Origin of the sequence: Variovorax sp. W1I1 (assembly GCF_030815625.1) — a bacterium.
GTDB lineage: Bacteria > Pseudomonadota > Gammaproteobacteria > Burkholderiales > Burkholderiaceae_C > Variovorax > Variovorax paradoxus_C.
This window is the reverse complement of the sequence record NZ_JAUSWZ010000001.1, coordinates 2,067,322-2,093,413: the sequence shown is the minus strand read 5'-3', so window position 1 is coordinate 2,093,413 and position 26,092 is coordinate 2,067,322. Positions and strand designations below refer to the sequence as shown.

Annotated in this window: 27 protein-coding genes; 11 read left to right on the top strand and 16 right to left on the bottom strand. The window is 64.5% G+C overall.

Annotation, left to right across the window (positions count from 1 at the left end):
- Positions 1-4: 4 nt before the first annotated feature.
- From QFZ83_RS09965 to QFZ83_RS09950, 4 genes are read right to left on the bottom strand one after another with little or no spacing between them, the layout of a single operon-like run.
- The gene (locus tag QFZ83_RS09965) at positions 5-406 is read right to left on the bottom strand and encodes an SRPBCC family protein (protein ID WP_307505576.1); all 402 of its coding nucleotides are present in this window, start codon (positions 404-406) and stop codon (positions 5-7) included.
- Positions 407-429: 23 nt separating this feature from the next.
- Positions 430-789, bottom strand: a complete 360-nt coding sequence (locus tag QFZ83_RS09960) for a VOC family protein (RefSeq protein WP_307505573.1) — start codon at positions 787-789, stop codon at positions 430-432.
- A complete protein-coding gene (locus QFZ83_RS09955; RefSeq protein WP_307505570.1) occupies positions 768-1,682 on the bottom strand; it encodes an AraC family transcriptional regulator in 915 nt (304 codons plus the stop codon). The genes QFZ83_RS09960 and QFZ83_RS09955 overlap by 22 nt, the downstream gene beginning before the upstream one ends.
- Before the next feature lie 36 nt (positions 1,683-1,718).
- Entirely contained in the window at positions 1,719-4,049 is a 2,331-nt protein-coding gene (locus tag QFZ83_RS09950; protein ID WP_307505567.1) for a xanthine dehydrogenase family protein molybdopterin-binding subunit, read from the bottom strand.
- Between the two features lie 223 nt (positions 4,050-4,272).
- Here QFZ83_RS09950 and aat point away from each other — a divergent pair, with 223 nt between their 5' ends.
- The 3 genes from aat to QFZ83_RS09935 are packed head-to-tail and all read left to right on the top strand — an operon-like array spanning position 4,273 to position 6,635.
- Positions 4,273-5,028 (top strand): leucyl/phenylalanyl-tRNA--protein transferase, encoded by a 756-nt coding sequence (gene aat, locus QFZ83_RS09945; RefSeq protein ID WP_307505564.1) that lies wholly within the window; start codon positions 4,273-4,275, stop codon positions 5,026-5,028.
- A complete protein-coding gene (locus QFZ83_RS09940; protein ID WP_307505561.1) occupies positions 5,025-5,774 on the top strand; it encodes an arginyltransferase in 750 nt (249 codons plus the stop codon). Before aat ends, QFZ83_RS09940 begins: the two co-directional genes overlap by 4 nt.
- A gap of 30 nt (positions 5,775-5,804) precedes the next feature.
- The gene (locus tag QFZ83_RS09935) at positions 5,805-6,635 is read left to right on the top strand and encodes an IclR family transcriptional regulator (RefSeq protein ID WP_306878220.1); all 831 of its coding nucleotides are present in this window, start codon (positions 5,805-5,807) and stop codon (positions 6,633-6,635) included.
- An 82-nt stretch (positions 6,636-6,717) separates the two neighbouring features.
- On the opposite strand, the gene QFZ83_RS09930 is transcribed toward QFZ83_RS09935, so the two are convergent.
- The 8 genes from QFZ83_RS09930 to QFZ83_RS09895 all read right to left on the bottom strand — a co-directional run bounded on the left by QFZ83_RS09930 (position 6,718) and on the right by QFZ83_RS09895 (position 16,364).
- Positions 6,718-7,902 carry a serine hydrolase gene (locus tag QFZ83_RS09930; RefSeq protein ID WP_306879021.1) on the bottom strand — a complete coding sequence of 395 codons (1,185 nt, stop codon included), beginning with the start codon at positions 7,900-7,902 and terminating at the stop codon, positions 6,718-6,720.
- A gap of 120 nt (positions 7,903-8,022) precedes the next feature.
- Complete coding sequence (locus QFZ83_RS09925; protein ID WP_307505559.1) at positions 8,023-9,561, bottom strand: 2-isopropylmalate synthase; 1,539 nt, start codon at positions 9,559-9,561, stop codon at positions 8,023-8,025.
- A gap of 123 nt (positions 9,562-9,684) precedes the next feature.
- Positions 9,685-11,388: a 2-isopropylmalate synthase gene (gene leuA / locus QFZ83_RS09920; RefSeq protein ID WP_307505556.1), complete on the bottom strand. Its 1,704-nt coding sequence runs from the start codon at positions 11,386-11,388 to the stop codon at positions 9,685-9,687.
- A gap of 185 nt (positions 11,389-11,573) precedes the next feature.
- Positions 11,574-12,398 carry a CDP-diacylglycerol--serine O-phosphatidyltransferase gene (gene pssA, locus QFZ83_RS09915; RefSeq protein ID WP_013540986.1) on the bottom strand — a complete coding sequence of 275 codons (825 nt, stop codon included), beginning with the start codon at positions 12,396-12,398 and terminating at the stop codon, positions 11,574-11,576.
- A 183-nt stretch (positions 12,399-12,581) separates the two neighbouring features.
- A complete protein-coding gene (gene ilvC / locus QFZ83_RS09910) occupies positions 12,582-13,598 on the bottom strand; it encodes a ketol-acid reductoisomerase (protein WP_013540985.1) in 1,017 nt (338 codons plus the stop codon).
- A 54-nt stretch (positions 13,599-13,652) separates the two neighbouring features.
- Positions 13,653-13,925 (bottom strand): DUF4282 domain-containing protein, encoded by a 273-nt coding sequence (locus QFZ83_RS09905; RefSeq protein WP_013540984.1) that lies wholly within the window; start codon positions 13,923-13,925, stop codon positions 13,653-13,655.
- 56 nt (positions 13,926-13,981) lie between these two features.
- Entirely contained in the window at positions 13,982-14,473 is a 492-nt protein-coding gene (gene ilvN, locus QFZ83_RS09900) for an acetolactate synthase small subunit (protein ID WP_013540983.1), read from the bottom strand.
- A gap of 106 nt (positions 14,474-14,579) precedes the next feature.
- Positions 14,580-16,364, bottom strand: coding sequence for an acetolactate synthase 3 catalytic subunit (locus QFZ83_RS09895; RefSeq protein WP_307505553.1), 1,785 nt, complete (start codon positions 16,362-16,364; stop codon positions 14,580-14,582).
- Between the two features lie 284 nt (positions 16,365-16,648).
- On the opposite strand from QFZ83_RS09895, the gene QFZ83_RS09890 reads away from it, so the two are divergent.
- The 6 genes from QFZ83_RS09890 to QFZ83_RS09865 are packed head-to-tail and all read left to right on the top strand — an operon-like array spanning position 16,649 to position 20,096.
- On the top strand, positions 16,649-17,215 hold the full coding sequence (locus tag QFZ83_RS09890; RefSeq protein WP_013540981.1) for an RNA polymerase sigma factor: 567 nt from the start codon (positions 16,649-16,651) through the stop codon (positions 17,213-17,215).
- Positions 17,212-17,634 (top strand): DUF3619 family protein, encoded by a 423-nt coding sequence (locus QFZ83_RS09885; RefSeq protein WP_013540980.1) that lies wholly within the window; start codon positions 17,212-17,214, stop codon positions 17,632-17,634. Before QFZ83_RS09890 ends, QFZ83_RS09885 begins: the two co-directional genes overlap by 4 nt.
- Positions 17,635-17,648: 14 nt before the next feature.
- Entirely contained in the window at positions 17,649-18,485 is an 837-nt protein-coding gene (locus tag QFZ83_RS09880) for a DUF3106 domain-containing protein (RefSeq protein WP_307505547.1), read from the top strand.
- Positions 18,486-18,502: 17 nt separating this feature from the next.
- Complete coding sequence (locus QFZ83_RS09875; protein ID WP_013540978.1) at positions 18,503-19,069, top strand: RDD family protein; 567 nt, start codon at positions 18,503-18,505, stop codon at positions 19,067-19,069.
- Positions 19,066-19,473, top strand: a complete 408-nt coding sequence (locus tag QFZ83_RS09870; RefSeq protein WP_013540977.1) for a diacylglycerol kinase — start codon at positions 19,066-19,068, stop codon at positions 19,471-19,473. The genes QFZ83_RS09875 and QFZ83_RS09870 overlap by 4 nt, the downstream gene beginning before the upstream one ends.
- A 32-nt stretch (positions 19,474-19,505) precedes the next feature.
- Complete coding sequence (locus tag QFZ83_RS09865; RefSeq protein ID WP_307505541.1) at positions 19,506-20,096, top strand: TIGR00730 family Rossman fold protein; 591 nt, start codon at positions 19,506-19,508, stop codon at positions 20,094-20,096.
- A 48-nt stretch (positions 20,097-20,144) separates the two neighbouring features.
- On the opposite strand, the gene QFZ83_RS09860 is transcribed toward QFZ83_RS09865, so the two are convergent.
- From QFZ83_RS09860 to QFZ83_RS09850, 3 genes are all read right to left on the bottom strand, one after another.
- Positions 20,145-21,370 (bottom strand): IS3 family transposase gene (locus tag QFZ83_RS09860; protein ID WP_373457494.1). Its coding sequence is split into 2 segments (ribosomal slippage): positions 20,145-21,028 and positions 21,028-21,370, totalling 1,227 coding nucleotides; the frame shifts between segments, so codons are not numbered across the junction.
- Between the two features lie 94 nt (positions 21,371-21,464).
- Positions 21,465-21,803, bottom strand: coding sequence for a P-II family nitrogen regulator (locus QFZ83_RS09855; RefSeq protein WP_013540975.1), 339 nt, complete (start codon positions 21,801-21,803; stop codon positions 21,465-21,467).
- Positions 21,800-23,497, bottom strand: coding sequence for an NAD+ synthase (locus QFZ83_RS09850; RefSeq protein ID WP_307505537.1), 1,698 nt, complete (start codon positions 23,495-23,497; stop codon positions 21,800-21,802). The genes QFZ83_RS09855 and QFZ83_RS09850 overlap by 4 nt, the downstream gene beginning before the upstream one ends.
- Before the next feature lie 19 nt (positions 23,498-23,516).
- On the opposite strand from QFZ83_RS09850, the gene QFZ83_RS09845 reads away from it, so the two are divergent.
- Both QFZ83_RS09845 and QFZ83_RS09840 read left to right on the top strand, forming a co-directional pair.
- Positions 23,517-24,737 (top strand): GNAT family N-acetyltransferase, encoded by a 1,221-nt coding sequence (locus tag QFZ83_RS09845; RefSeq protein ID WP_307505534.1) that lies wholly within the window; start codon positions 23,517-23,519, stop codon positions 24,735-24,737.
- 113 nt (positions 24,738-24,850) lie between these two features.
- Positions 24,851-25,492 (top strand): lysozyme inhibitor LprI family protein, encoded by a 642-nt coding sequence (locus QFZ83_RS09840; RefSeq protein ID WP_307505532.1) that lies wholly within the window; start codon positions 24,851-24,853, stop codon positions 25,490-25,492.
- A 9-nt stretch (positions 25,493-25,501) separates the two neighbouring features.
- Here the strand turns inward: QFZ83_RS09840 and ppa are convergent, their stop codons facing one another.
- Positions 25,502-26,029 carry an inorganic diphosphatase gene (ppa, locus tag QFZ83_RS09835; protein ID WP_013540971.1) on the bottom strand — a complete coding sequence of 176 codons (528 nt, stop codon included), beginning with the start codon at positions 26,027-26,029 and terminating at the stop codon, positions 25,502-25,504.
- Positions 26,030-26,092 lie beyond the last annotated feature (63 nt).

The window sequence follows — 26,092 nt, the reverse complement described above, 5'->3', positions numbered from 1 at the left end:
TCGATCAACGGCTCGACGCCAGCGTCTTCTTCATCGCCTCGCCGCCCTTCTCCATCATCGGCTCGACGTAGGCGGCCAACTCGTCGGGCAGCACGTCGGTGATCCACACGAAGCGCGAGCGCCCTTCGCCATCGGCGAACACCTGCGCGGATGCATGGTGGTGGCTCGCCTTGCCATCGGTGATGGTGTAGGCGAGCCGGCGATTCGCCTCGTCGATGCCCACCAGCAGTTCGCGCGCGACGAGGCCGTTGGCAAAGCTCACGATGCGCGCGCCTTGCCCGTCCAGCTTGCAGTCGGTGAGGAAGCCAGGCGCGAGGCGCGTGTGCACCGCGCCGAAGTCGCGCAGCGCATCCCACACCTGCGCCGCATCGGCCTCGACGGTGAATTCCTTGTAAATCGTGGCCATGGTGCTTTTTTCCTTTTCGCGCTTCAGGGGCAGACCGCCTCGACGTTGTTGCCGTCGGGATCGATGAGAAAGGCCGCGTAGTAGGTCGGGCTGTAGTCGGCGCGCGGACCGGCGCCGCCGTTGTCGGTGCCGCCGGCCTCCAGGCCGGCCTTGTGGAAGGCCGCGACGGCCTTGTGATCGGGTGCGCGGAACGCGAGGTGCGTGCCCGGACCCTGGGCGCCCTTGGCCGCATAGAGCCAGAGGGCGGGCGCATCGGCCGGGCCGATGCCCGCATAGCTGTCGTCGTGGCTGCCCAGCACATGGCCGAGTGGCGCGAGCGCGGCTTCGTAGAAGCGCCGGCTCGCGGCGAGGTCTTTGACTTTCAGTCCGATGTGGTCGTACATGGCGATGACTTCCTGCTTGATGAATGAACCAGGCGGTCATCATTGAGCAGGGCCGTCATGCGGTCTTGGAGAATCTTGCGGTCGCCCTTGGCCGCCTGGCGAAAGCCGCGCGGCGACACGCCGGCCGCACGGTGGAAGGTGCGCGTGAAGTTGCTCAGGTCGGCAAAGCCCACGTCGAAGGCCACATCGGTCACCGGCCGGTCGTCGTCCGCCAGCAGGCGTGCGGCGTGGCGCAGGCGCGAGCGAACCAGGTACTGGTGCGGCGTGACGCCGAGCACCTGCGAGAACAGGCGCAGGAAATGGAAAGAGCTCAGGCCCGCTTCGGAGGCCGCGCCTTCGAGGCCGATGTCGTCGTGCGAGTTGGCGTCGATCCAGATCGCGGCATCGACCGCGCGGCGCCTGTCGCGCGGCGCGGCGGACTGCGGCGACATCGGCTTGCCGCGGCCACCCACCACTTCGACAAAACGGCTCGCGAACCACATGCCGAGTTCATCGAGGCCGATGTCGCTATCGCCCTCGGCTGCGACTTGCGCGAGTTCGCCGAGCACCATGAGTTCGGGCAATGGCGGAAGCCCCGCGGTACGCCAGGTCTGCTTGTCGCCGCCGACGAGATCGACGAAGCCGGGCGAGAGGTGGAATGCCAGGCACTCGTCGCCGCAGATGTGGTGGTCATGGGTGCAGACGTACTCGTCACCCGGGCAGCCCACCAGCACCGAGCCGGCCACCAACTCGTATGCATTGCCACGCGTGCGGTAGCCGAAGCTGCCCTTGCGCACGTACGAGACCGAATAGTCCTCGTGCATCTCGGTGAACGACGGGGCGCCCGGCCCCGCGTCGCAGCGGTAGCTGGAGACGCGGATCGGGTCGGTCTGCAGTTCGGTGGTGATGAGCATGCGAGATGTGCCCTTCGAACACCTGTTGGCGGATGTTCAGTCCACTGTGTGCATCGCCGCCCATACCCGCGACGGGCTCAGCGGCATATGCAGGCGCGGCGCAGTCGCCGCGAGTCCGTTGCGCGCGAAAGCATCGGCCACCGCGTTCACGATGGCCGGCGTGGCGCCGATGGTGCCCAGCTCGCCCACGCCCTTCACGCCCAGCGGGTTGTTGGTGCAAGGCGTCGATTCGTCCATCTCCATGTGGAACATGGTGTCGACGATGTCGGCGCGCGGCGCGGCGTAGTCCATCAGGCTGCCGGTCACCGGCTGGCCGGTTTCCTGGTCGTACACCACCTGCTCGTACAGCGCCTGCCCGATGCCCTGCACCGCGCCGCCTTCGAGTTGGCCGCGCACGATCATCGGATTGATCACGCGGCCCACGTCGTTGACCGAGCTGTAGGCCACCACGCTGATTTCGCCGGTGGGCGGATCGAGTTCGATCTCGCAGATGTGGCAGCCGTTGGGCCAGGTCGGGCCGGCGACGGTGCTGGTGGAATCCACGAAGATCTCGCGCTCGGGCTGCTTGCCTGCGAGCGTGAAGAGGTCGAGCTCCAGGTCGGTGCCGGCCACCGAGAAGCTGCCGCGGCTGTAGATGATGTCGTCGATGGCGGCCTCGAACTCTTGCGCCGCGAGTTCACGCGCCTTGTCGATGGTGCGCTCCGCGCCGATGCGAACGGCCGAGCCGCCGGTGAAGAGCGAACGGGAACCTGCGCTGCCGAAGCCGTCGCCGCGGTCGGTGTCGCCCAGCACCACGCGCACCTTCTCGATGGGCACGCCGAAGGCATCGACCGCGAGCTGCGCGAGCGAGGTGGCGATGCCCTGCCCCATGGCGTTGACGGCGGAGAACACCTCGATCACGCCATCGGCCTGCACAGAGACGGTGACGCGTTCCTCGAATACGTTGCCGCCGGTCCATTCGAGAAAAGTGGCGATGCCCAGGCCCCGGTGCTTGCCGTTCTTCGCGGACTCGGCGGCGCGCGCCTCGAAGCCCTGCCAGTCGGCGAGCGTGAGCGCCTGGTCCATCACCGACTCGAAGTTGCCGGTGTCGTAGACCTGCGCCATCGGGTTCTTGTAAGGCATCTGGTCGGGCTGGATGAAGTTCATCCGGCGCAGGATGATGCGGTCGATGCCGGTCTGGCGCGCCGCCTCGTCCATCAGGCGCTCGATGGTGAAGATGGCTTCGGGCCGGCCCGCGCCGCGGTAGGCGCCGGTGGGCGCGGTGTTGGTGAGCACCGCCTTGAAATGGAAGTCGATGGTCTGGATGTCGTAGACGCTGGTCTGCACCCAGGGGCCGATGAGCAGCTGGATCGCGACGCCTGTGCCGGTGGCGTAGGCGCCCACGTTGGCCAGCGTCTTGATGCGCAGCGCGAGGATCTTTCCTTCGGCATCGAGCGCGAGTTCGGCGCGCGCCTCGATGTCGCGGCCGTGCGCGCTGGAGAGGAATTCTTCGCTGCGGTCGGCCACCCACTTCACGGGGCGCTTCACTTGCAGCGCGGCGAACGCGACCGCGATGTCTTCGGGATAGGCGCCGGTCTTCATGCCGAAACCACCGCCCACATCGCCCACCACCACGCGCACTTTTTCTTTAGCAAGGCCGATGGCGGCGCACACGGAATCGCGCACGCCCGAGGGCATCTGCGTGCTCATGCGGATCGTGAGGCGATCGGTCTTGGTGTCGTGCACGGCGAGCACCGAGCGCGGCTCGATGGTGAGGGCGACCACACGCTGGTTGATGACATCGAGTGCGACCACGTGGCTGGCCTTGGCGAAGGCGGCGGTCGCGGCCTCGCTGTTGCCGTGCCGCATCTCGGCGGCGATGTTGCCGGTGGCCTCTTCGCACAACTGCGGCGCGCCATCGGCGGTTGCGCTGGCAAGGTCGACCACCATGGGCAGGTCTTCGTAATCGACCATCACGGCCTCGGCGGCATCGCGCGCCTGCTGGACAGTCTCGGCAATCACTGCGGCCACCGCCTCGCCCACGAAGCGCGTGCGCTCGTTCGCCATGGCGTAGCGCGGCGGGCTGGCGCTGTCGCTGCCGTCCGCGCGCTTGAACCCGGCGGCACCTGGCATCGGCTTGACCCCGGCGGCGGCCAGCTCGGCCCCGGTAATGACGCGCAACACGCCGGGCATGGCGGCGGCCGTGCTCGTGTCGATCGAAACGATGCGTGCGTGCGGATAGGGAGAGCGAAGGAAAACGAGATGCGCCTGGTCGGGGAGCGTGACGTCGTCGGTGTAGCGTCCGGCGCCTGCCAGCAGGCTTTCGTCCTCGAGGCGGCGCACCGCCTGGCCGCTGCCAAAGCGGGTGGGGTTGAGTTCAGTGGTCAACGTGGTCCTCTTGTGCTGATTCCCGGTGGGCAACGCTGGCCCGCTGGATCCGCTTTTTGGGGGCAAATGGGAAGCAGCACTATATGGGCTTCGGGGGTTCTTGTCCGCTGCGACGGCAGGCCTGTGGCGCGCCGACCGCAATCGTTTGCGACACCCGGCAGCCGGGGCGCCATTTTCCCTCATCCCACAGGGGATGCCGGCGAAGCCGTGTATACCTACGGCCATGCGACAACTGCCCTGGCTCGAACCCGGCGACACCCTGCCCGACCCGGCATCGGCATGGGGGGTGGCCGACCCTGTTCCGGGCCTTCTGGCGGCGGGCGGCGCACTCGATGTCGATACGCTCGTGCAGGCCTACAGCCATTGCGTCTTCCCCTGGTTCAGCGATGACCAGCCGATCCTGTGGTGGAGCCCCGACCCGCGCATGGTGCTGCAGGCGGCCGATTTCAAGCTGCACCGGTCGCTTCGCAAGACCCTGCTCCGATTCGCGGAAACGCCCGGCTGCGAGGTGCGCATCGACCACGATTTCGCGGCGGTCATCAAGGCCTGTTCGCTCTCGCCGCGCATCGGCCAGTCGGGAACGTGGATCGTGCCGGACATGGTGGAGGCCTATACGCAATTGCACGCGGCCGGCCATGCGCACAGCGTCGAAACCTGGATCGACGGCGAGCTCGCGGGCGGCCTTTACTGCGTGGCGCTCGGCCGCGCGGTGTTCGGCGAGTCGATGTTCACCCGCCGGCCGGACGCTTCGAAGATCGCGCTGGCCGCCCTGGTGAGCCTGTGCCGGCGCGCAGGCGTGCAAATGATCGACTGCCAGCAGAACACCGCCCACCTCGCGAGCCTGGGCGCCCGGGAAATGCCGCGCAAGCGCTTCGTCGCCCACGTGGCCAAGGCCCGGGAACAGGAGGGGCCACAGTGGCAATTCGAGCCCGTATACTGGGCCGAACTCCTTTCCGCGCGACCTCTTTCACCGACGTGACGCACCTCAAGGATCTCCCGCTTCACACGCTGCAGTTCTACGCGACGGCGCCCTATCCCTGCAGCTATCTGCCGGACCGGCAGGCCCGCTCGCAGGTGGCCACGCCCAGCCACCTGATCCACAACGACGCCTATTCCGACCTCGTGCTCAGCGGGTTCCGGCGCAGCGGCATGTTCACCTACCGGCCCTACTGCGATGGCTGCCGCGCCTGCATTCCGCTGCGCGTGCTGGCCAACGGCTTCAGGCCGACGCGCAGCCAGCGCCGCGCCGCCAAGCAGCATGCCGACCTGCAGGCCCGCGTGCTCAAGCTGTGCTTCGTGCCCGAGCACTACCAGCTCTACCTGCGCTACCAGAACGGCCGCCACGCGGGCGGCGGCATGGACCACGACAGCATCGACCAGTACACCCAGTTCCTGCTGCAGAGCCGGGTCAATTCGCGGCTGGTCGAGTTTCGCGAGACGCTGGCCGACGGCAGCGCAGGCGCACTCAAGATGGTGTCGATCCTCGATGTGCTGAACGACGGGATCTCGGCGGTCTATACGTTCTACGAACCGGATACGAGCGCTGGTTATGGGACCTACAGCGTGCTGTGGCAGATCGAGCAGGCGCGCAAGCTGGGCCTCCCGCACGTCTACCTCGGCTACTGGATCGAACGCAGCCCCAAGATGCACTACAAGGCGCGCTTTTCCCCGCACGAAGTGTTGGTGGATGGACACTGGCAGCCATCCGGCGATTTCACAAGATAAAATGGCGCTCGGTCATCACCGCACAGCGCCATGAGAAAAAACCAATCCGACGTTCCTGCAGTTCCCGTGATCCAGGTGATCGAGCGGATGTTTTCGCTTATCGACGTCCTGGCATCCCGCGAGGAGGCCATCTCCCTGAAAGAAATCAGCGAGAAGACCGGGCTCCACCCTTCGACCACGCACCGCATCCTCAACGACCTGGCGGTCGGTCGCTTTGTCGACCGGCCCGAGGCGGGCAGCTACCGGTTGGGCATGCGCCTGCTGGAACTGGGCAACCTGGTGAAGGGTCGGCTCAATGTGCGCGATGCCGCACTGGGCCCGATGCGCGAGCTGCACAAGCTCACGCAGCAGCCGGTGAACCTCAGCATGCGCCAGGGCGACGAGATCGTCTACATCGAGCGCTCCTACAGCGAGCGCTCGGGCATGCAGGTGGTGCGTGCGATCGGTGGGCGCGCAGCTTTGCATCTCACCTCGACAGGCAAGCTCTTTCTGGCAGCAGACGATCCGGCACGGGTGCGCAGCTATGCGACCCGCACAGGCCTGGCGGGCCACACCCGCAACAGCATCACGCAATTGCCTGCGCTGGAGCGTGAGCTGTCGAAGGCGCGCCAGTACGGCATTGCCCGTGACAACGAAGAACTGGAGCTGGGCGTGCGCTGCATGGCCGCCGGCATCTACGACGACCAGGGCAAGCTGGTGGCGGGCCTCTCGATCTCAGCGCCTGCCGACCGGCTGGACGAAGGCTGGCTGCCCAAGCTGCAGGCAACGGCCAACGAAATCTCGGGCGCGCTGGGGTTCAAGGATGGCGTGGCTGCGGCAACGCCTGCCCCGACAACCAGCACGCCTTCAGCGAGCGTCTGAGCCCCTTTGCGGAGCTCCAAAAGACAAAGCGGGCCTTGGCCCGCTTTCTTTTTTGCGACCGCTATTGCGGCCCTGCTGCGATTCAGCCTGCGACTTGGTAGCTCACGCTGCGCGAAGCGGCCGGCGAACCCGGCACGGCATGCGTCGCCTCGACCCAACGGCGAACGCGCTCGGCATCGGCGATACGGCTGAACTTGCCCGCCGAATCCAGGAACACCATGATCAGCTTGCGGCCGGCCACCTTGGCCTGCATCACCAGGCATTGACCCGCTTCGTTGATGAAACCGGTCTTCTGCACGCCGATTTCCCAGTCGGGGCTCTTCACGAGACGATTGGTGGTGTTGAACTGCAGCACGCGGTTGCCGACCTCAACCTGGTATTCAGGCGACGTGGAAAGCGAGCGCACCGTGGCATCCGCGTAAGCGGCGTTGACCAGCAGTGCCAGGTCTTGCGCGCTCGACTGGTTGCGGCTCGACAGGCCCGTGGGCTCCACGTAGCGCGTGTCCTTCATGCCGAGCATCTTGGCCTTGGCATTCATGATGCTCACGAAAGTGGAGAGGCCACCCGGATAGGTGCGGCCCAGCGCGTGCGCCGCACGGTTTTCGCTCGACATCAGGGCCAGGTGCAGCAGCTCGCCGCGCGACAACATCGTGCCGACGGTCAGGCGCGAACGGCTGCCCTTTTCGGTATCGACGTCGTCTTGGGTGATCGTGATCAGCTCGTCATTCGGCAGACGGGCTTCGCTGATGAGCAAGCCGGTCATCAGCTTGGTCAGCGAGGCAATCGGCAGCACGGCATGGTCGTTCTTGCTGAACAGCACTTCGTGCGTGTCCTGGTCGATCACGAGGGCAACGCTCGACTTCAGGTCGAGTGCGTCGTCTGTGCCGTGCAGGCCGGCCATCTGGCCGAAGGACTGGCGCGCCGGCGTTTCCACGCGCACCACCGAGCGGCGCTGGACGGCCACCACGGTCTTACCGTTCTTCTTGCGGATCGTGGCCACCACGTTGCGGCCGCCGCGAACGACCTTTTCAGCCTTTTCGCTTCGCTTGGCGACCGTCTTGCCGGAGGACGCATTGCGCTTGACTTCGACCGGCACCGGCCCCTTCGCCTTCTTGGCGACGGAGGTCTTGGCGGCTGTGGTCTTTTCTTTCTTTGCGGCCTGGGCGCCAGGCAGCAAAAACGCCGTGGCGCAGAGCGCGACGGCGATGAATTTGAATGCGGGCAAGAACCGCTGGCTGGAAACTCGGCGGAGACGGGCTTCAGGCATTAATAAATCTCCACCAGCGGCGACAAACGAGGACCGCAGTGTATCGAATTCAAAAAAGACACGCAATATCAGTTACTTGCATCCTCTTCTTCATTCGAATACCAAGGAACGCCTGAAAACCTAACCTTGCGCTGCAACTCTCTCAGCTTGGCTCTGTAACTTATTGAGCGCACTCAAATAAGCCTTTGCCGAAGCAACCACGATGTCTGGGTCTGCACCCACACCGTTGACCACCCGCCCTGCGTTTTGTAACCGAACTGTAACTTCACCTTGGCTCTCTGTCGAGCCACTGATCGCATTCACCGAGTAAAGAACCATCTCGGCGCCGCTCTTCACGTGGGACTCGATGGCCTTCAGGGAAGCATCAACCGGGCCATTGCCGTCGGATTCTCCGGTCACTTCCTTGCCCTGAACGGTAAAGACGACTTTCGCCTGGGGGCGCTCGCCGGTTTCGCTGTGCTGGGCGAGAGAGACAAAAGCAAACTGTTCGTCAACGTTCGACAACTCTTCCGCGCTGACGAGTGCAAGGATGTCTTCGTCAAAAATTTCGGACTTGCGATCGGCCAGTTCCTTGAACCGGAGGAAGGCGGCGTTGATGTCAGCCTCGCCGGCCATCGTCACGCCCAGTTCCTGCAGCCGCTGCTTGAACGCGTTGCGGCCGCTGAGCTTGCCCAGCACGATCTTGTTGGCGGCCCAGCCCACGTCTTCGGCACGCATGATCTCGTAGGTGTCGCGCGCCTTGAGCACGCCGTCCTGGTGAATGCCCGAGGCGTGCGCGAAGGCGTTGGCGCCCACGACAGCCTTGTTGGGCTGCACAACGAAGCCAGTCGTCTGGCTCACCATGCGGCTCGCGGCCACGATGTGCTGGGTGTCGATGTTGAGGTCGAGCCCGAAGTAGTCGCGGCGCGTCTTCACCGCCATCACCACTTCTTCGAGCGAGCAGTTGCCCGCACGCTCGCCCAGGCCGTTGATGGTGCACTCCACCTGGCGCGCGCCGCCGATCTTCACGCCGGCGAGCGAATTGGCCACCGCCATGCCCAGGTCGTTGTGGCAATGCACCGACCAGATCGCCTTGTCGCTGTTGGGAACGCGCTCCCGCAGCATCTTGATGAAGTTGCCGTAGAGCTCGGGAATGGCGTAGCCGACGGTGTCGGGCACGTTGATGGTGGTGGCACCTTCGTTGATCACGGTTTCCAGCACGCGGCACAGGAAGTCCGGGTCGCTGCGGTAGCCGTCTTCGGGGCTGAACTCCACGTCGCTCACGAGGTTGCGCGCAAAGCGCACGGCGAGCTTCGCCTGCTCGTGCACCTCGTCGGGCGACATGCGCAGCTTCTTTTCCATGTGCAGCGGCGAGGTCGCGATGAAGGTGTGGATGCGGCCGCGGGCGGCGCCCTTGAGGGCTTCTGCCGCACGCGCGATGTCGCGGTCGTTGGCACGCGAGAGGCCGCACACCGTCGAATCCTTGATCGCGTTGGCAATCGCCTTGACCGCCTCGAAGTCGCCGTTCGAACTGGCCGGGAAACCGGCTTCGATGACATCGACCTTCAGCCGCTCGAGCTGCTTGGCGATGCGCATCTTCTCGTCGCGCGTCATGGAAGCGCCGGGCGATTGCTCGCCATCGCGCAAGGTGGTGTCGAAAATAATGAGTTGGTCAGCCATCGTGAATCTCCTTGGGTTTTATCAGCCGCCGATCGGGCCGACGCCGGGCCGCTCCCAAGGCGGCCTGCGGCCCCCTCGGGGGGCAGCGACGACACGCAGTGCGGGAGCGTGGGGGTCATGCCTTCAGGCGACTTCAACCTCCGATTGTGCGCTGCGCGCGCCCCGGCTCCGCGCACGTTGCACGCCCGAGACGATGGCCTTCAGCGACGCCGTGATCACGTTGGCGTCGATACCCACGCCGAACAGCGTCTGGCTTTCGTCCACGCGCAGTTCGAGGTACGCCACCGACTTCGCATCGGCGCCGGCTCCGATCGCGTGCTGGTGGTAGTCCATCACGCGCACGGTGTGCCCAGTGGCCTTGCTCAGCGCTTGCGTGAAGGCGTCGATCGGGCCGTTGCCACGGCCTTCGATGGCACGGCTTTCACCATCCCATGGCAGGTCGCCGCGCAGGATGACGGAGGCGTTGGCGCCCTCGCCTTCTTCTTCGATCACGCGGTGCTGCAACGATTGCGCGGTCTCGATGCCGTACTCGCTCACGAAGAGCTGCCAGAGGTCGGCGGCAGTGAGCTCCTTGCCGGCCACGTCCATCACGCGCTGCACGCTCTGCATGAATTCCATCTGCAGGCGACGCGGCATCTCGAGGCCGTACTCGCTCTCGAGCAGGTAGGCCATGCCGCCCTTGCCCGACTGGCTGTTCACGCGGATCACCGCCTCGTAGCTGCGGCCCACGTCCTTCGGATCGATGGGGAGGTAGGGCATGTCCCAGATGTCGCCTTCCTTGCGCGCGGCGAAGGCCTTCTTGATCGCGTCCTGGTGCGAGCCCGAGAACGAGGTGTAGACGAGATCGCCGACATAAGGATGGCGCGGGTGCACCGGAATCTGGTTGCAGTGCTCGACGGTCGCGCGGATCTCGTCGATGTTCGAGAAGTCCAGTTCGGGTGAGACGCCCTGCGTGTAGAGGTTAAGCGCAACGTTCACGAGGTCGAGATTGCCGGTGCGCTCGCCGTTGCCGAAGAGACAGCCTTCGATGCGCTCGGCGCCCGCCATCAAGGCCAGCTCACCGGCGGCGGTGCCGGTGCCGCGATCGTTGTGCGGGTGCACGCACAGCACGATCGAATCGCGGCGAGCGAGGTTGCGGTGCATCCACTCGATCATGTCCGCGAAGATGTTGGGCGTCGAATGCTCGACCGTCGTGGGCAGGTTGACGATGCACTTGTGCTCGGGCGTCGGCGCCCAGACTTCGGTGACTGCATCGACCACGCGCTTGGAAAACACAACGTCGGTGCCCGAGAACATTTCGGGCGAGTACTGGAAGGTCCACTTCGTGTTCGGCTGCTTCGCGGCGAAGTCGTTGAACATGCGTGCGTGGCTGCTGGCGAGTTCGACGATCTGGTCTTCGTCCATGCCGAGCACCACGCGGCGCATCACCGGGGCCACGGCGTTGTAGAGATGCACGATGGCGCGCGGGGCGCCTTGCAGCGATTCGAAGGTGCGGGCGATGAGGTGGTCACGGGCCTGCGTCAGCACCTGGATCGTCACGTCGTCGGGGATACGGTCTTCCTCGATGAGCTTGCGCACGAAGTCGAATTCGACCTGCGATGCGGACGGAAAGCCGACTTCGATTTCCTTGAAGCCGATCGCCACGAGGGTCTCGAACATCCGCATCTTGCGCGCGATGTCCATGGGCTCGACCAGGGCCTGGTTGCCATCGCGCAGGTCGGTCGACAGCCAGATCGGGGCCCTGGTCAGCACGGCATCGGGCCAGGTGCGGTCCTTGAGGCCGATCGGGGCGAATGCGCGGTATTTGGCTTGCGGTTGCTTGAGCATGTCGATTTCTCTGTGATGGTTGGTAATCAACCAGCAACCCCAAAAACAAACGGCCCGTTGCTGGTGCGAACGGGCCGTGGTGAGGGATTTGCGCGTGCGCTACCGTCTCCGCCCGTGAGGGAGGGCTAGTAGGGCCAGCAGCGAAATCTTGGTCATGAGGGTTGCGAATGTAGCATAAGCGACATTCAGTTGTGCAAGCCCCGCTCGTCGGGCTCTTCGGTCGAGGTGCTGATCACGCTGACCGGCTGACCCTTGGCCTTGCGCCATGCGTAAACCACATAGCCGCTCAAACCATAGGCCACGAAGAGGCCGAACAGCACCGTCGGCGGATGGATGTTGATGACCGCGATGCCGAGCGCAATGAGCACGATCACGACGAAGGGCACGCTCTTCTTCATCTGCACGTCCTTGAAGCTGTAGAACGGTGCGTTCGTCACCATCGAGAGGCCCGCATAGAGCGTGAACGCGAAGGTGACCCAGGTGATCTGCGTCCACGAGAGGTACAGCACCTCACCGCCGCGCTTGCCCCATTCGTTCACAAGCCAGATGAAGCCCGCGACGAGCGCCGCCGCGGCAGGCGACGGCAACCCCTGGAACCAGCGCTTGTCGACCACACCGGTGTTCACGTTGAAACGCGCAAGCCGCAGGGCCGCACAAGCGCAGTAAACGAAGGCCGCGATCCAGCCCCAGCGACCCAGGCCCTTGAGCGACCATTCGTAGGCGATGAGCGCCGGCGCCGCGCCGAACGACACCATATCGGACAGCGAATCCATCTGCTCGCCGAACGCGCTTTGCGTATTGGTCATGCGCGCGACGCGCCCGTCCAGGCTGTCGAGGATCATCGCGGCGAATACGCCGAGCGCCGCGAGATCGAAGCGCGCGTTCATGGCCATCACGACCGAATAGAAGCCGCCGAACAACGCCGCCAGCGTGAACAGGTTCGGCAGGATGTAGATGCCCTTGCGACGCTTGCGCGGCTGCACATCGTCGGGGAGCGTGTCGTCATGCATTGAAGTTGCCTCCGTCCCTCATGGGCACTGCGCGAGCAGCTATCCATTCGATAGCATTTTGATCTGTGAGTCGCATGGTTCGCAGTGTAGTTCAGGGGGCCCTGCGCCCCCGACAAACAAAAGGGCCACCGCGACGGGTGGCCCTCGGGAAACGGGTGCCGAAGCACCCTCCTGGCGCGAAGATCAGTTACGGGTCTGGTCGACCAGCTTGTTCTTCTTGATCCAGGGCATCATCGCGCGCAGCTTTTCGCCGACGACTTCGATCTGGTGCTCTGCGTTCAGGCGACGGCGGCTGATCAGCGCGGGCTGGCCGGCAGCGGCTTCGAGCACGAAGCTCTTGGCGTATTCGCCGGTCTGGATGTCCTTGAGCACCTGCTTCATGACCTTCTTCGTCTCGTCGGTCACGATGCGCGGGCCCGTGACGTACTCGCCGTATTCGGCGTTGTTCGAGATCGAGTAGTTCATGTTGGCGATGCCGCCTTCATAGATCAGGTCGACGATCAGCTTGAGCTCGTGCAGGCATTCGAAGTACGCCATTTCGGGCGCGTAGCCGGCTTCCACCAGCGTTTCGAAACCAGCCTTGATCAGCTCGACCGTGCCGCCGCACAGAACCGCTTGTTCGCCGAACAGGTCGGTCTCGGTTTCTTCGCGGAAGTTGGTCTCGATGATGCCGGCCTTGCCGCCGCCGTTGGCGGTGGCGTAGCTCAGCGCGAGGTCACGCGCCTTGCCGGTCTTGTCCTGGTGCACGGCCACGAGGTGGGGCACGCCGCCGCCTTGCGTGTAGGTGCTGCGCACGGTGTGGCCCGGGGCCTTGGGGGCGACCATCCACACGTCCAGGTCGGCGCGCGGTTGCACGAAACCGTAGTGCACGTTGAAGCCGTGCGCGAAGACGAGCGAGGCGCCTTCCTTGATGTGCGGGGCCACGTCGTTCTTGTAGACATTGGCGATCTGCTCGTCGGGCAGCAGGATCATGACGACGTCGGCGGACTTCACGGCATCGGCCACTTCGGCGACCTGCAGGCCGGCCTTGCCGACCTTGTCCCACGAAGCACCACCCTTGCGCAGGCCGACCACGACCTTGACGCCGCTGTCGTTCAGGTTCTGCGCGTGCGCATGACCTTGCGACCCGTAACCGATGATTGCGACCGTCTTGCCCTTGATGAGGCTGAGGTCGGCGTCCTTGTCGTAGTAAACCTTCATGATGCGTCTTTCCTAATTAATCTCGAGCACCCCCTCAAGCGGGGGTGCGTTCACTCACAGTTGGCCGGAGGGATTCCGGTCCTTCATTTGCTGGTTGATGGACACGAGGTTGTCGTGAATGCGGAACAGCAGGATCAGCAATTCGCTATAGACGCGAACCATGATCGCGCCGAAAACCAAAATGGCGAGGCCGGTTAGAACCCCTCGCAGGCCGCCGCTGAAAAGCGTTGCGACCCCGGTAATCAAGACCACCAGCAGTCCGAGAAAATAGACTATCCGGATGATGATGGGAGTCACCATTTTGTCGAAGCCCAACAACTGTTGCATTACCTTCTCCTCATGTCGTGTTTGATAAACGATGGAACTGAGGGGATCTTCACCCCCTACACGCGCAGGATGCGCTCGCCGCGCCCGATGCCGCTGGCACCGGTGCGGACAGTCTCGAGGATAGCGCTACGGTCGATCGCTTCCAAAAAAGCGTCGTTTTTGCCGTGATCGCCGGTGAGTTCGATGGTGTAGCTCTTGTCGGTGACGTCGATGATGCGGCCGCGAAAAATCTCGGCCATGCGCATCATCTCTTCCCGCTCCTTGCCCACCGCCCGCACCTTCACCATCATGAGCTCGCGCTCGGTGTAGGCACCTTCGGTCAGGTCGACGACCTTCACGACCTCGATCAGGCGGTTCAGGTGCTTGGTGATCTGTTCGATCACATCGTCCGAACCGGTCGTGACGATGGTCATGCGCGAGAGACTTGCATCCTCGGTCGGCGCGACGGTCAGCGATTCGATGTTGTAGCCACGGGCCGAGAACAGGCCCACCACGCGGGAAAGAGCACCCGGCTCGTTTTCCAGCAGCACTGCAATGATGTGTTTCATGTTTGCGTGACTCCTCTTTTCGCCGCCCTCCCCCACGCACGGTAATGCGCAGGCTTGGCGGGCAATAGATTCGTCAGTAAAGAGTTAAAAGCGAATGCGCCGGAGATCAAAGATCTTCGGAACCCAACAGCATCTCGGTGATGCCCATGCCGGCCTTCACCATCGGGAACACGTTCTCGGTGGGATCGGTGCGGAAGTCCATGAACACCGTGCGGTCCTTGAGCTTGCGCGCTTCACGCAGCGCGGGCTCCACGTCTTGTGGACGCTCGATCAGCATGCCGACGTGGCCATAGGCCTCGGCCAGCTTCACGAAGTTCGGCAGTGCATCCATGTAGCTGTGGCTGTAGCGGCCGGAGTATTCGATCTCCTGCCACTGGCGCACCATGCCCAGGTAGCGGTTGTTGAGCGAGCAGATCTTGATCGGCGTGTTGTATTGCAGGCAGGTGGAGAGTTCCTGGATGCACATCTGCACCGAGCCTTCGCCGGTGATGGTGAACACTTCCGAATCGGGCTTCGCGAGCTTGATGCCCATGGCGTAGGGAATGCCCACGCCCATGGTGCCCAGGCCGCCCGAATTGATCCAGCGGCGCGGCTCGTCGAAGCGGTAATACTGCGCGGCCCACATCTGGTGCTGGCCCACGTCCGACGTGATGTACGCGTCGGCGTCCTTGGTCATGTTCCAGAGCGTCTCGACCACGTACTGCGGCTTGATCACGTCCTTGTTGCCGCGGTCGTATTTGAGACAGTCGCGCGAACGCCAGGCCTCGATGGTCTTCCACCAGTCGGCCAGCGCGCCGGCGTCGGGCTTGGTGGTGCTCTCGCGGATCATCGAGATCAGCTCAGTGAGCACGTCCTTCACGTCGCCGACGATCGGGATGTCGACCTTCACGCGCTTGGAGATGCTCGAGGGGTCGATGTCGACGTGGATGATCTTGCGTTCGTTCGTCGCGAAGTGCTTCGGGTTGCCAATCACGCGGTCGTCGAATCGCGCACCCACGGCCAGCAGCACGTCGCAGTTCTGCATCGCATTGTTGGCTTCGATGGTGCCGTGCATGCCCAGCATGCCGAGGAACTTGCGGTCACTCGCCGGATAGGCGCCCAGGCCCATCAGCGTATTCGTGACCGGGTAGCCGAGCATGTCGACCAGCGTGCGCAGTTCGTTGCATGCATTGCCCAGGAGCACGCCGCCGCCGGTGTAGATGTACGGACGCTTGGCCGCGAGCAGCAGTTGCAGCGCCTTGCGGATCTGGCCGCCGTGGCCCTTGCGCACCGGGTTGTACGAGCGCATCTCGACCTTGTCGGGATAGCCGGCATAGGGCGTCTTCTTGAAGGAAACGTCCTTGGGCACGTCCACCACCACGGGGCCGGGACGGCCACTGCGTGCGATGTGGAAGGCCTTCTTCATCGTCATGGCCAGATCCTTGGGATCCTTGACGAGGAAGTTGTGCTTGACGATGGGGCGGGTGATGCCGACCGTGTCGCATTCCTGGAAGGCATCGAGGCCGATGGCAGCGGTGGGTACCTGGCCCGAAATGATCACCATCGGAATGGAGTCCATGTACGCCGTAGCGATGCCGGTGACCGCGTTGGTCAGGCCGGGACCCGAGGTGACCAGTGCCACGCCGACTTCGCCGGTGGCGCGTGCATAGCCGTCGGCCGCGTGCACGGCTGCCTGCTCGTGGCGCACCAGAACGTGCTGGATGGTGTCCTGCTTGTAGAACGCGTCGTAGATGTACAGAACCGCGCCGCCGGGGTAGCCCCAGACGTACTGGACGCCTTCGGCCTGCAGTGCCTTGATCAGCACTTCAGCGCCCATGAGTTCTTGCGTTGGGTTGCCGGCGCCTGAGGACGCGGCTGCTGCGGAGATGATCTCCGCCTTCGAGATTTCCATGATCAACCTTTGTGTTTTTTCGGGAACGAAAAACCTTGGGTGCCCCTTGCCAACCCTTGTGGGGCCGCGCCAGGACTTGAGGCCATAGCCATGAGCGGACTGATGTTCCGCCGGACCTTGACCCGTTTGCCTTTTGACTTGCAGCGCGGATTATGACATTACCCGGCGGTTCAGATTCGCTTCAGGTGGCTTGTAAAGGCATCGGGGCATAATCCGCGGCGGAAAACATAAGCGTTCGCTAGATATCCCTTCCCACGCGGCGCGCCTTGCGCGCCCCCTCTCGCTTGGCCACTGAACAAGAACTCTCCGACTTCCTGAAAAGCGTCGAACGACGCGCTTTCAAGCGCTCGGTCTACCACGTGCGGGACGAAGAAGCGGCGCTCGACATCGTGCAGGACAGCATGATGAAGCTGGCGCAGCACTATGGCGACAAGCCGGCCAACGAACTGCCGATGCTGTTCCAGCGCATCCTGTCGAACTGCACGCTCGACTGGTTCCGCCGCCAGAAAACCCGGCGCGCGCTGTTCTCGAATCTGAGCGATTTCGACTCGGTCGACGACGACGGAGATTTCGATCTTCTGGAGAACTTCGTCTCGCCAACAGACTCCAGAGAAACGGAAAGCGCCGAAGACACCACCCGCCGCGCCCAGGTCTTCCACGAGATCGAGGAACAGATCGCTGCATTGCCGGGCCGTCAACGCGAGGCTTTCCTGATGCGTTACTGGGAGGAAATGGACGTCGCAGAGACGGCCGCTGCGATGGGCTGCTCCGAGGGCAGCGTCAAAACCCATTGCTCGCGAGCCGTCCACGCTCTGAGCAAGGCGCTCAAGGCCAAGGGAATATCGCTATGAACACTAAGGTTCCAACTTCTTTTAACGCCGCCGAAGATCAGTTCGGTCAGCGCCTGGCTGCCCGGCTCTCCGACGGCAACCAGGAGCTCTCGCACGACATCGGCGAGCGGTTGCGCGTTGCGCGTGCGCAGGCGGTAGCCGCGCGCAAGCAAGCACCGCAATTGCGGACTGCGCCGGAAGTGGTGCAGTCCGGCCACGCGCTCACGCTCGGCGGTGGCTGGTGGACCCGCATCGGGTCGGTGGTGCCGCTGATCGCGCTTGTGGCCGGCCTCATCACCATCAGCGTGATGCAGGACGACGACCGCGTCAGCGAGCTGGCCGAAGTCGACTCCGCGCTCCTCACCGGCGACCTGCCCCCGGCCGCCTACACCGACCCGGGCTTCGCTCAATTCCTGAAGGCCGACGGCGCCTCCGACTGACCCTCCCCGACCGAATGCGACGCCGTTCCAAATCCAGCGCGAACACCCCCCGTCCCTTGCGCCCGCTCACGGCGGGCGCATCCGTTTGGGCGGGCGCGCTCGCCGTTGCGGCGTTCAGCCTGACGCTTGCCTCCGCCCAGCCGCCCTCCGAGGTCAACAAGGCTGGACAGACGGGTGTTGCAAACTCCGCGGCAGCCGGCGCCACCAAGACAGTTCCTGCAACCAAGCCGCTCTGGAGCGAGCTCACCGCCGAACAGCAACTGGCCCTCAAGCCCCTGGTCTCGCACTGGACCACGATGAACACCGGGCAAAAGCGCAAGTGGCTGGCACTGTCACGAAACTTCGCGACCATGTCGACGGATGATCAAGTCACCCTGCACAGCCGCATGATCGAGTGGGCCGCCCTGAGCAATCAGCAGCGGGCCCAGGCGCGCCTGAACTTCGCGGAGGTCAAACGCCTGCCGGCCGACGAGCGCAAGGCCAAGTGGGAGCAATACCAGGCCTTGAGCGAGGAAGAAAAGCGCAAGCTCGCCGAGCGCGCACCGGCCAAGCCGCGCGGTGCGGCCATTCCCGTGCGCCCCGTCTCGTCGCAAAAGCTCGTACCGGTGCCCGCCGTCACGCCGCCCGGCCAACACACGCCCAGGATCGTTTTGGCACCGCCGACCCCATCGTCCATGCCCGCCGCGGCCATCCTTGTGACGACCCCGTTGGAGCGGATGCCTGCTGCCACGAGCACTGCGCCTGCCGCGGCGCCAGCTACCGCCAACGTCACATCGCCGCCGGTTCCCGCCGAGGCTCAGGTCCCGGCGCCGACGCCTGCGGCGGCCGAGCAGCTTCCCTCCGCTCCCTGATACCAGGCAAGGCTTCGATGGTTTCCAGTTCTCCCGAGGCGTCGGGGCCCGATCAGCCTGCCTCGCCCGACGCACCGGCAAACGGCGCTCTTGCTTCCACGGTGCCCGGCCTGTGGCGCCGGATGGCCTGCTGGCTCTACGAAGGCATGCTGCTGTTCGCGGTCGTGTTCGTCTCGGGTTGGCTGTTCAGCACGCTGGGCCAGATGCGCGACGCCATGGATTCGCGCCGACACCTGTTCCAGGCGTTCCTCTTCGTGGTGTTCGGCGTGTACTTCGTCTGGTTCTGGGCCAAGGGCCAAACGCTCGCGATGAAGACCTGGAACATCCGCATCGTCGACATTCACGGCCAGCCCGTCAGCCAGCGCCGAGCTTTAGCTCGCTACCTCCTCAGCTGGATCTGGTTCCTGCCGCCGCTTGCCGCGATCGCGCCTTTCAAGCTGTCTGGCGGCGAATCGACCGTCCTGATCTTCGGCTGGGTCGCTGTCTGGGCGGTTCTCGCCCGTTTTCACCCCGAGCGCCAGTTCTGGCACGACGCCTGGGCCGGTACGCGGCTCATCACCTCCAAGCCCATGAGCCGCCGATGAGTGCCCTGCCCGAGCTTCCCGATCCCGCCGTCAATCCACAAAAGGCCCGCAAGGGTTTTGAGCGCGTCTTTCATGCCACGCTGATCTCGCTGCACGGGCTTCGCGCCGGCTGGAGCGAACCCGCCTTCCGGCAGGAAGCGATCCTGTCGATCGTGATGATCCCGGCCGCTTTCTGGCTCGGCCGCAGCTGGGTCGAGGTGGCCTTGCTTGCCGGCAGCGCCATCCTGGTGATGATCGTGGAGTTGCTCAACACCGCCGTCGAGGCCGCCATCGACCGCATCGGCCCCGAATGGCACGACCTCTCCAAGCGCGCCAAGGACATGGGCAGTGCCGCGGTTTTGCTGTCGCTCACGCTGTGCAGCGGCATCTGGGCGGCGGCATTGTGGACGCGCTTCGTGTCATGAGCGGGCCTCGCGTCCCGAGGCATGATGGCGGGATGAATCCTGAATTTTCGATCTGTGTGTATTGCGGCTCGCGTCCCGGCGAGCGCCCCGAGTTTTCCGAGGCGGCCAAGGCTGTCGGCCAGTGGATCGGCCAGCATGGCGGCCAACTGGTCTACGGTGGCGGCCGCACTGGCCTGATGGGCACGGTGGCCGAAGCCACCCGTCTGGCCGGCGGCCGCGTCGTCGGCATCATCCCCAAGGCCCTCGTCGACAAGGAACTGGCCAATCCCCTCTGCGACGAATTGCACGTGGTGGACACCATGCACGAGCGCAAGGCCATGATGGGCGAACGTGCCGATGCCTTCATCGCCCTGCCGGGGGGAATCGGCACCTTCGAGGAATTGTTCGAGATCTGGACCTGGCGCCAGCTCGGCTACCACGACAAGCCGATCGGCATTCTCAACACCGCTGGCTACTACGACGGCCTGCTGGGCTTCCTCGCGCACAGCGTGCGGGAAGGCTTCATGGGCGACTGGCAGATGACGCTGATCCGCACCGGCACCGACGCCACCGAACTGCTCACGGCACTGCGCGCCGAAGTGCCGCTCCATCCGCGCGAAGACAGGCTGTCGGAAAACCTCTGACGCCCGTCTGACCCGTCCTGAATTGCGTTGACACCCAAATAGCCGGCCTCAGCCGACCACGGACGCCCGATGCACAGCATCGGGCGTTTGCATTTTGAGCGACAGATGGGGCCGCTCGTGGTTGTAGATATGCACGGACTCGGCCACCAGTCGTCTGGCCTGAGCCAGGTCAGCTGGCTGGCTCAGCAGGAATTCGGTCTTGAGGATGCCATTGATGCGCTCGGCCAGTGCGTTCTGGTAGCAGTCGTAGCCGTCGGTCATCGAGCACTTCAGGCCATGGCGGCGATGCAGCGCCTGATAGTAGTTCGAGCAGTATTGGATGCCGCGATCAGAGTGATGCACGAGTTGCTCGCGCGTCTTTCGCTCGCGCAGCGCCATCTTCAGGGCCCGCGCCACCTCCTCCGTCTGCAGGCTGGCATGGACGTGCCAGCCCACGATCTTGCGGGAATGCGCGTCGGTGACCAAGCTGAGGTAGACCACCTTGTCGACCGTGGGCAGGTACGTGATGTCGGCCACCCACAGCTGCTCGCTGCGCGTGACGCGAATCTGCGTAGGCCCCGCTTTGACCAGGTTCGGGTGGCGGCGAAAGCGATGATGGCTGTCCGTCGTCTTGTGGTACGCCCGGCGGTTCGCCACAAGCAGGCGCGCGTTGCGCAGCACGTCGAACATCGCATCACGCCCCAATTCGATGCCTTGGCGCTGCAACGGCTCACGCAGCAGGTAGTGCAGCTTGCGCGTACCCAGTCTCGGCTGGCGCATGCGCTGTTCCTTGACCAACTGCACCACCGCTTCGGCGCGTTCGTGGCGCCGGGTGGCCCTGTGCTGGCCCTGGTAGTACGCCTGACGGCTGATGCCCATGTGGTGGCAGGCCCGCGTCACGCTCAGCCCTTGGACGAGGCCTTGCGCGAGGACTTGCCCGAAGGCTTTTTTACGACACGCACGCCGTGATCCTTCTTCAGGACCTCCAGCACCGCTTCGAACAACCGGGCCTTCTCCTGCGCCATGGCCAGTTGCGTTTCCAATTCCTTGATCCGCTGTTCTGGCGTCCGTGCAATGGCTGTCTTGTCGATCGGCATAGCCGCCGATGATGCCGCACGACCCCACCCCTGGCGACCGTGCTTGCGCAGCCAGTTCAACACTGTCGAGTTGCCCTGGATCCCATAGCGACTCTGCGCTTGGCCCCAGGTCAGCTCCCCTTTTTCCACTTGCTCGACGACAGCCAATTTGAAGGCCATCGTGTAGTCACGCTGAGTTCTCTTGACGCCTGTGCCCATTGCGCTTTTTCCTTTCACTGATGAAAGGTGTCAACGCTGGGCAGGACGGGTCAGTCTCGAAAGAAAAAGCCCCGTTCGACGGGGCTTTTTTGCTTCAGACGGCGTTCTCGTTTTCTTCGCCGGTACGGATGCGCACGATGCGCTCCACGGCGGTCACGAAGATCTTGCCGTCGCCGATCTTCCCGGTGCGCGCCGAATTGACGATGGCTTCGATGCAGCGCTCCACATCGCCCTCGTTGACGACCACTTCGACCTTCATCTTGGGCAGGAAGTCGACCACGTATTCGGCGCCGCGGTAGAGCTCGGTATGGCCCTTCTGACGGCCGAAGCCCTTGACCTCGGTCACGGTCAGGCCGGTAACGCCCACTTCGGCCAAGGCCTCGCGCACGTCCTCGAGCTTGAAGGGTTTGACGATGGCGGTGATCTGCTTCATGGTTTTCGTGCTCCGGCGGTTTCGTTGAATTTGCTGGTGATAGGGTAACGCCAATCCTTGCCGAAGCTTCGGTGGGTGACCCGGATTCCTACTGGCGCCTGGCGCCGTTTGTATTCATTGACCTTGATGAGCCGTGCGACCCGCTCGACCACGGCGCGTTCGTAGCCCGCGGCAATGATCTCGTCGATGCCCTCGTCGTCCTGCATGTAGCGTGCCAGGATGCCGTCGAGGATGTCGTAGGGCGGCAGGCTGTCCTGGTCGGTCTGATCGGGCCGAAGCTCGGCGCTCGGGGGGCGCGTGATGATCCGATCGGGGATCGGCGCGGCGCCGGTGCCGTACGGGTCATGGGCGTTGCGCCAGCGCGCGAGCGCGAACACCGTGGTCTTGAGCAGGTCCTTGATGACCGCGAAACCGCCCGCCATGTCGCCATAGAGCGTGCAGTAGCCGGTGGCCATTTCGCTCTTGTTGCCGGTGGTGAGCACGATGGACCCGAACTTGTTCGACAAGGCCATCAGCAGCGTGCCGCGGATGCGGGCCTGGATGTTTTCCTCGGCCGTGTCTTCGGGGCGGTCCTTGAATTCCTCGGCCAAGGCACCCTTGAAGGACTCGAAGGTGTGCTTGATCGATATCTCGTCGTAGCGCACGCCCAGGCGGTTCGCCATCTCGCGCGCATCGATCCAGCTGATGTCGGCGGTGTAAGGCGAAGGCATCATCACCGCGCGCACCTTGTCCTTGCCGAGTGCATCGACCGCGATGGCGAGCACCAATGCGGAGTCGATGCCGCCCGAGAGCCCCAGGATGGCGCTCGGGAAGCCGTTCTTGCCGATGTAGTCGCGCACGCCGAGCACCAGGGCGTCCCACAGTTGCGCTTCGGCGTCGCGCGGGGCGGCCACCGCACCGGGCTCGACTACGAAGCCGACGCCACCTTCAGGTGTTCGCTCCAACTGCGCGAAGACCAACTTCTCCTGGAAGCTCTCGACCTGCATCGCGAGTGCGCCGCTCGCCTGCAGCGCGAAGGAGGCGCCGTCGAACACCACCTCGTCCTGCCCACCGACCAGGTGCGCGTAGACCAACGGAAGCCCCACGGCATGTGCCCGGTCGGCCATGCGCGCGACGCGCTCGCCTTCCTTGCCCACGTGATAGGGCGAGGCGTTGATCACGGCGAGCACCTCGGCTCCGGCCGAACGTGCCAGCTCGGCCGGCTGGTCGAACCAGGCGTCCTCGCAGATCAGCAGACCGACGGAAACCCCGCCTGCCTCGAACACGCAGGTGCCTTGCCCCGGCGTGAAATACCGGCGCTCATCGAACACCTGATAGTTCGGCAGCTCGCGCTTGGCGTAGGTATCGAGGATGCGGCCTTCCTTGATGACGCTCGCTGCGTTGTGCCGCATCTGCACCGCCACGGAGCGGCTGCGAAGGCTGCCCCCAGTCGGATGCCCCACCACCACGACCATGTCTTTGAGGTCGGCGAGCGCAGCGGCAATGCCTTTCACGGCATCATCACAGGCTTCGGTGAAGGCGGGACGCAGGAACAGGTCCTCCGCCGCGTAGCCGGCAATCGAGAGTTCGGGCGTCAGGAGCAGACGCGCACCCTGTGCATGGGATTCGCGTGCGGCATCGACAATCTTTCTTGCGTTGCCGTCGACGTCGCCCACCACAAAATTGAGTTGCGCGATGGCGAGCTTGAGCGTCATACAGAAGGAAGAAAAAGGCTTGAACGATTATGTCATTCGGGTTCTGGCGTCACCGTCGGACGTGAGCCCGAAAGCCTGGAATGCGCTGCTCGCCGCGCAGGCCGAGCCCTCGCCTTTCATGCGCCACGAATACCTCGCGGCGCTGCACGAAAGCGGCAGTGCATCGCCCGCGAGCGGATGGACGGCGCAGTTCGTCACGCTCTGGCGCGGCAAGCAACTCGAAGCCGCCTGCCCGGTCTACATCAAGGACCATTCGTACGGCGAGTACGTCTTCGACTGGGCCTGGGCCAACGCCTATGAGCAGCACGGGCTTGCTTATTACCCCAAGGCCGTCATCGCCGTGCCGTTCACGCCGGTGCCGGGCTCACGCCTTTTGGCACGCGATGCGCAGAGCCGCACGCTGCTGGTGCAGGCGCTGGTTGCGTGGTGCAAGCAGGAAGGGCTTTCTTCCCTGCACCTGCTGTTCGGCGCCGACGGGGACATCGCCGCATGCACCGAAGCCGGGCTGATGCTACGCAACACTGTGCAATTCCATTGGACGAATGCGGTGCCAACGCCGAGCCCCGACGTGCCCTCGCTGTCCGACGCGGAGCATTCCGCCGCGGAGCAGCCTGGCTACCCGGACTTCGACGCCTTCCTCGCCAGCCTCGCCCACGACAAGCGCAAGAAGATCCGCCAGGAGCGTCGCAAGGTCGCCGACGCCGGCGTGAGCTTCCGCTGGTCGCGCGGCAAGGACATCTCGAAGACCGACTGGGATTTCTTCTACCGCTGCTACGAACGCACCTACCGCGAGCACGGCAACCCGCCCTACCTCACGCGCGATTTCTTCCAGCGTATGGCCGATACCCTGCCCGAGGCCTGGCTCCTGTTCGTCGCCGAGCGCAATGGCAAGCCCATGGCGACCAGCCTGATCGCGCTCTCCACGCAGCCGGACGAACCGCTGGTCGCCTACGGCCGCTACTGGGGCGCGCTGGAGCGCGTCGACTGCCTGCACTTCGAGGCCTGCTACTACCAGCCCCTCGCCTGGTGCATCGAACACGGCGCCCAGCGCTTCGAGGGCGGCGCGCAAGGCGAGCACAAGATGGCGCGCGCGCTGATGCCGGTGAAGACCACCAGCGCCCACTGGCTCGCGCACCCAGCGTTCTCGGACGCGGTCGAGCGCTTTCTCGAGCGCGAGGGGGCCGGCATCGAGAACTACATGGACCATCTGGGCGAGCGCAGCCCGTTCAAGGCCGGCTGAAGCGCAGCCTCTGTCCAAGGGCATAGCGCCTTTGACCGTTTGGCACATCGACGGCGCGCGGCGCCTCTCCTAGCATCCGGACCCGAAAAGTCCCGACTCCGAGGAGAAACCGAATGCGCTCATCGACTCGTCTCGCCCTTGTGGCGCTCTGCCTCACAACCGCTGGCCTCGCCTCGGCCGCAAGCTTCGATTGCACCAAGGCCGGCAACGCGACCGAGAAGGCCATCTGCGCCGACCCGGGCCTCTCGCGGCAGGACGAGGCCTTGGCCGCGCTCTACCGGCGCCAGCTCGAGATGCCCGACACGGGCCAATGGGCGGTTTTCCTGCGGCGCGACCAGCGTGACTGGATCGCCGGGCGTAACGGCGAGTGCCGCCGCGACACCGAATGCCTGAAGAGGGACTACGAGCGCCGCATTGCCTACCTCAGCCATCCGCTGCTGCATTGGATGGGCCGCTACGTGCAGGGCAAATGCCCGCACGAGGGCCGATTCCTCGATGTCACGCCCGGCGATGCCGGGCAGCTCGATGTGGAGATCTACATCTGCCCCAACCCGCGAGGCAACATGCTGCTGCAGGGCAGGAACGTGCTCGAAGCCGGACAGCGCCTGAGGGTGGCGGAAGGCGGGCGTTGCACCCGCACCTTCCAGTTCGCCGCCGACCGCATCACGGTCGCCGACGGGCCCGAATGCGCACCCGCGTTGAAAGGCGTCTATGTGCGCGATCCGCGCCGCTCGCCGTTCGAGTTCGAGAAGTGAAGACCCGGATTACTTCTTGTATGCGGCGATGCCGTCGATGACTTCCTTCTTGGCCGCATCGATGCCTTCCCAGCCCAGCACCTTGACCCACTTGCCGGCTTCCAGATCCTTGTAGTGCTCGAAGAAGTGGCTGATGGCCTTCAAGCGCATCGGGTTCACGTCGTCGACCGACTTCCAGTGGCTGTAGATCGGCAGCACCTTGTCGGTGGGCACGGCCAGCACCTTGCCGTCGACGCCGGCTTCGTCTTCCATCATCAGGATGCCCAGGGGGCGGCAGGGCACGACCACGCCCGGCAGCAGCGGGTAAGGGGCGATCACCAGCACGTCGACCGGGTCGCCATCGCCCGACAGGGTCTGCGGCACGTAGCCGTAGTTGGCGGGGTAGTACATGGCCGTCGTCATGAAACGGTCCACGAAGATCGCGCCGGATTCCTTGTCGACTTCGTACTTGATCGGGTCGGCGTTCATCGGGATTTCGATCACGACGTTGAAGGCATCGGGGACGTTCTTGCCGGGGGAGACTTTGTCGAAGGACATGACGTTTTTCGAGTAGTTGAAAAGTATTGGGGAGACCGGGACAAACCCTGAGTTTACTTTCCG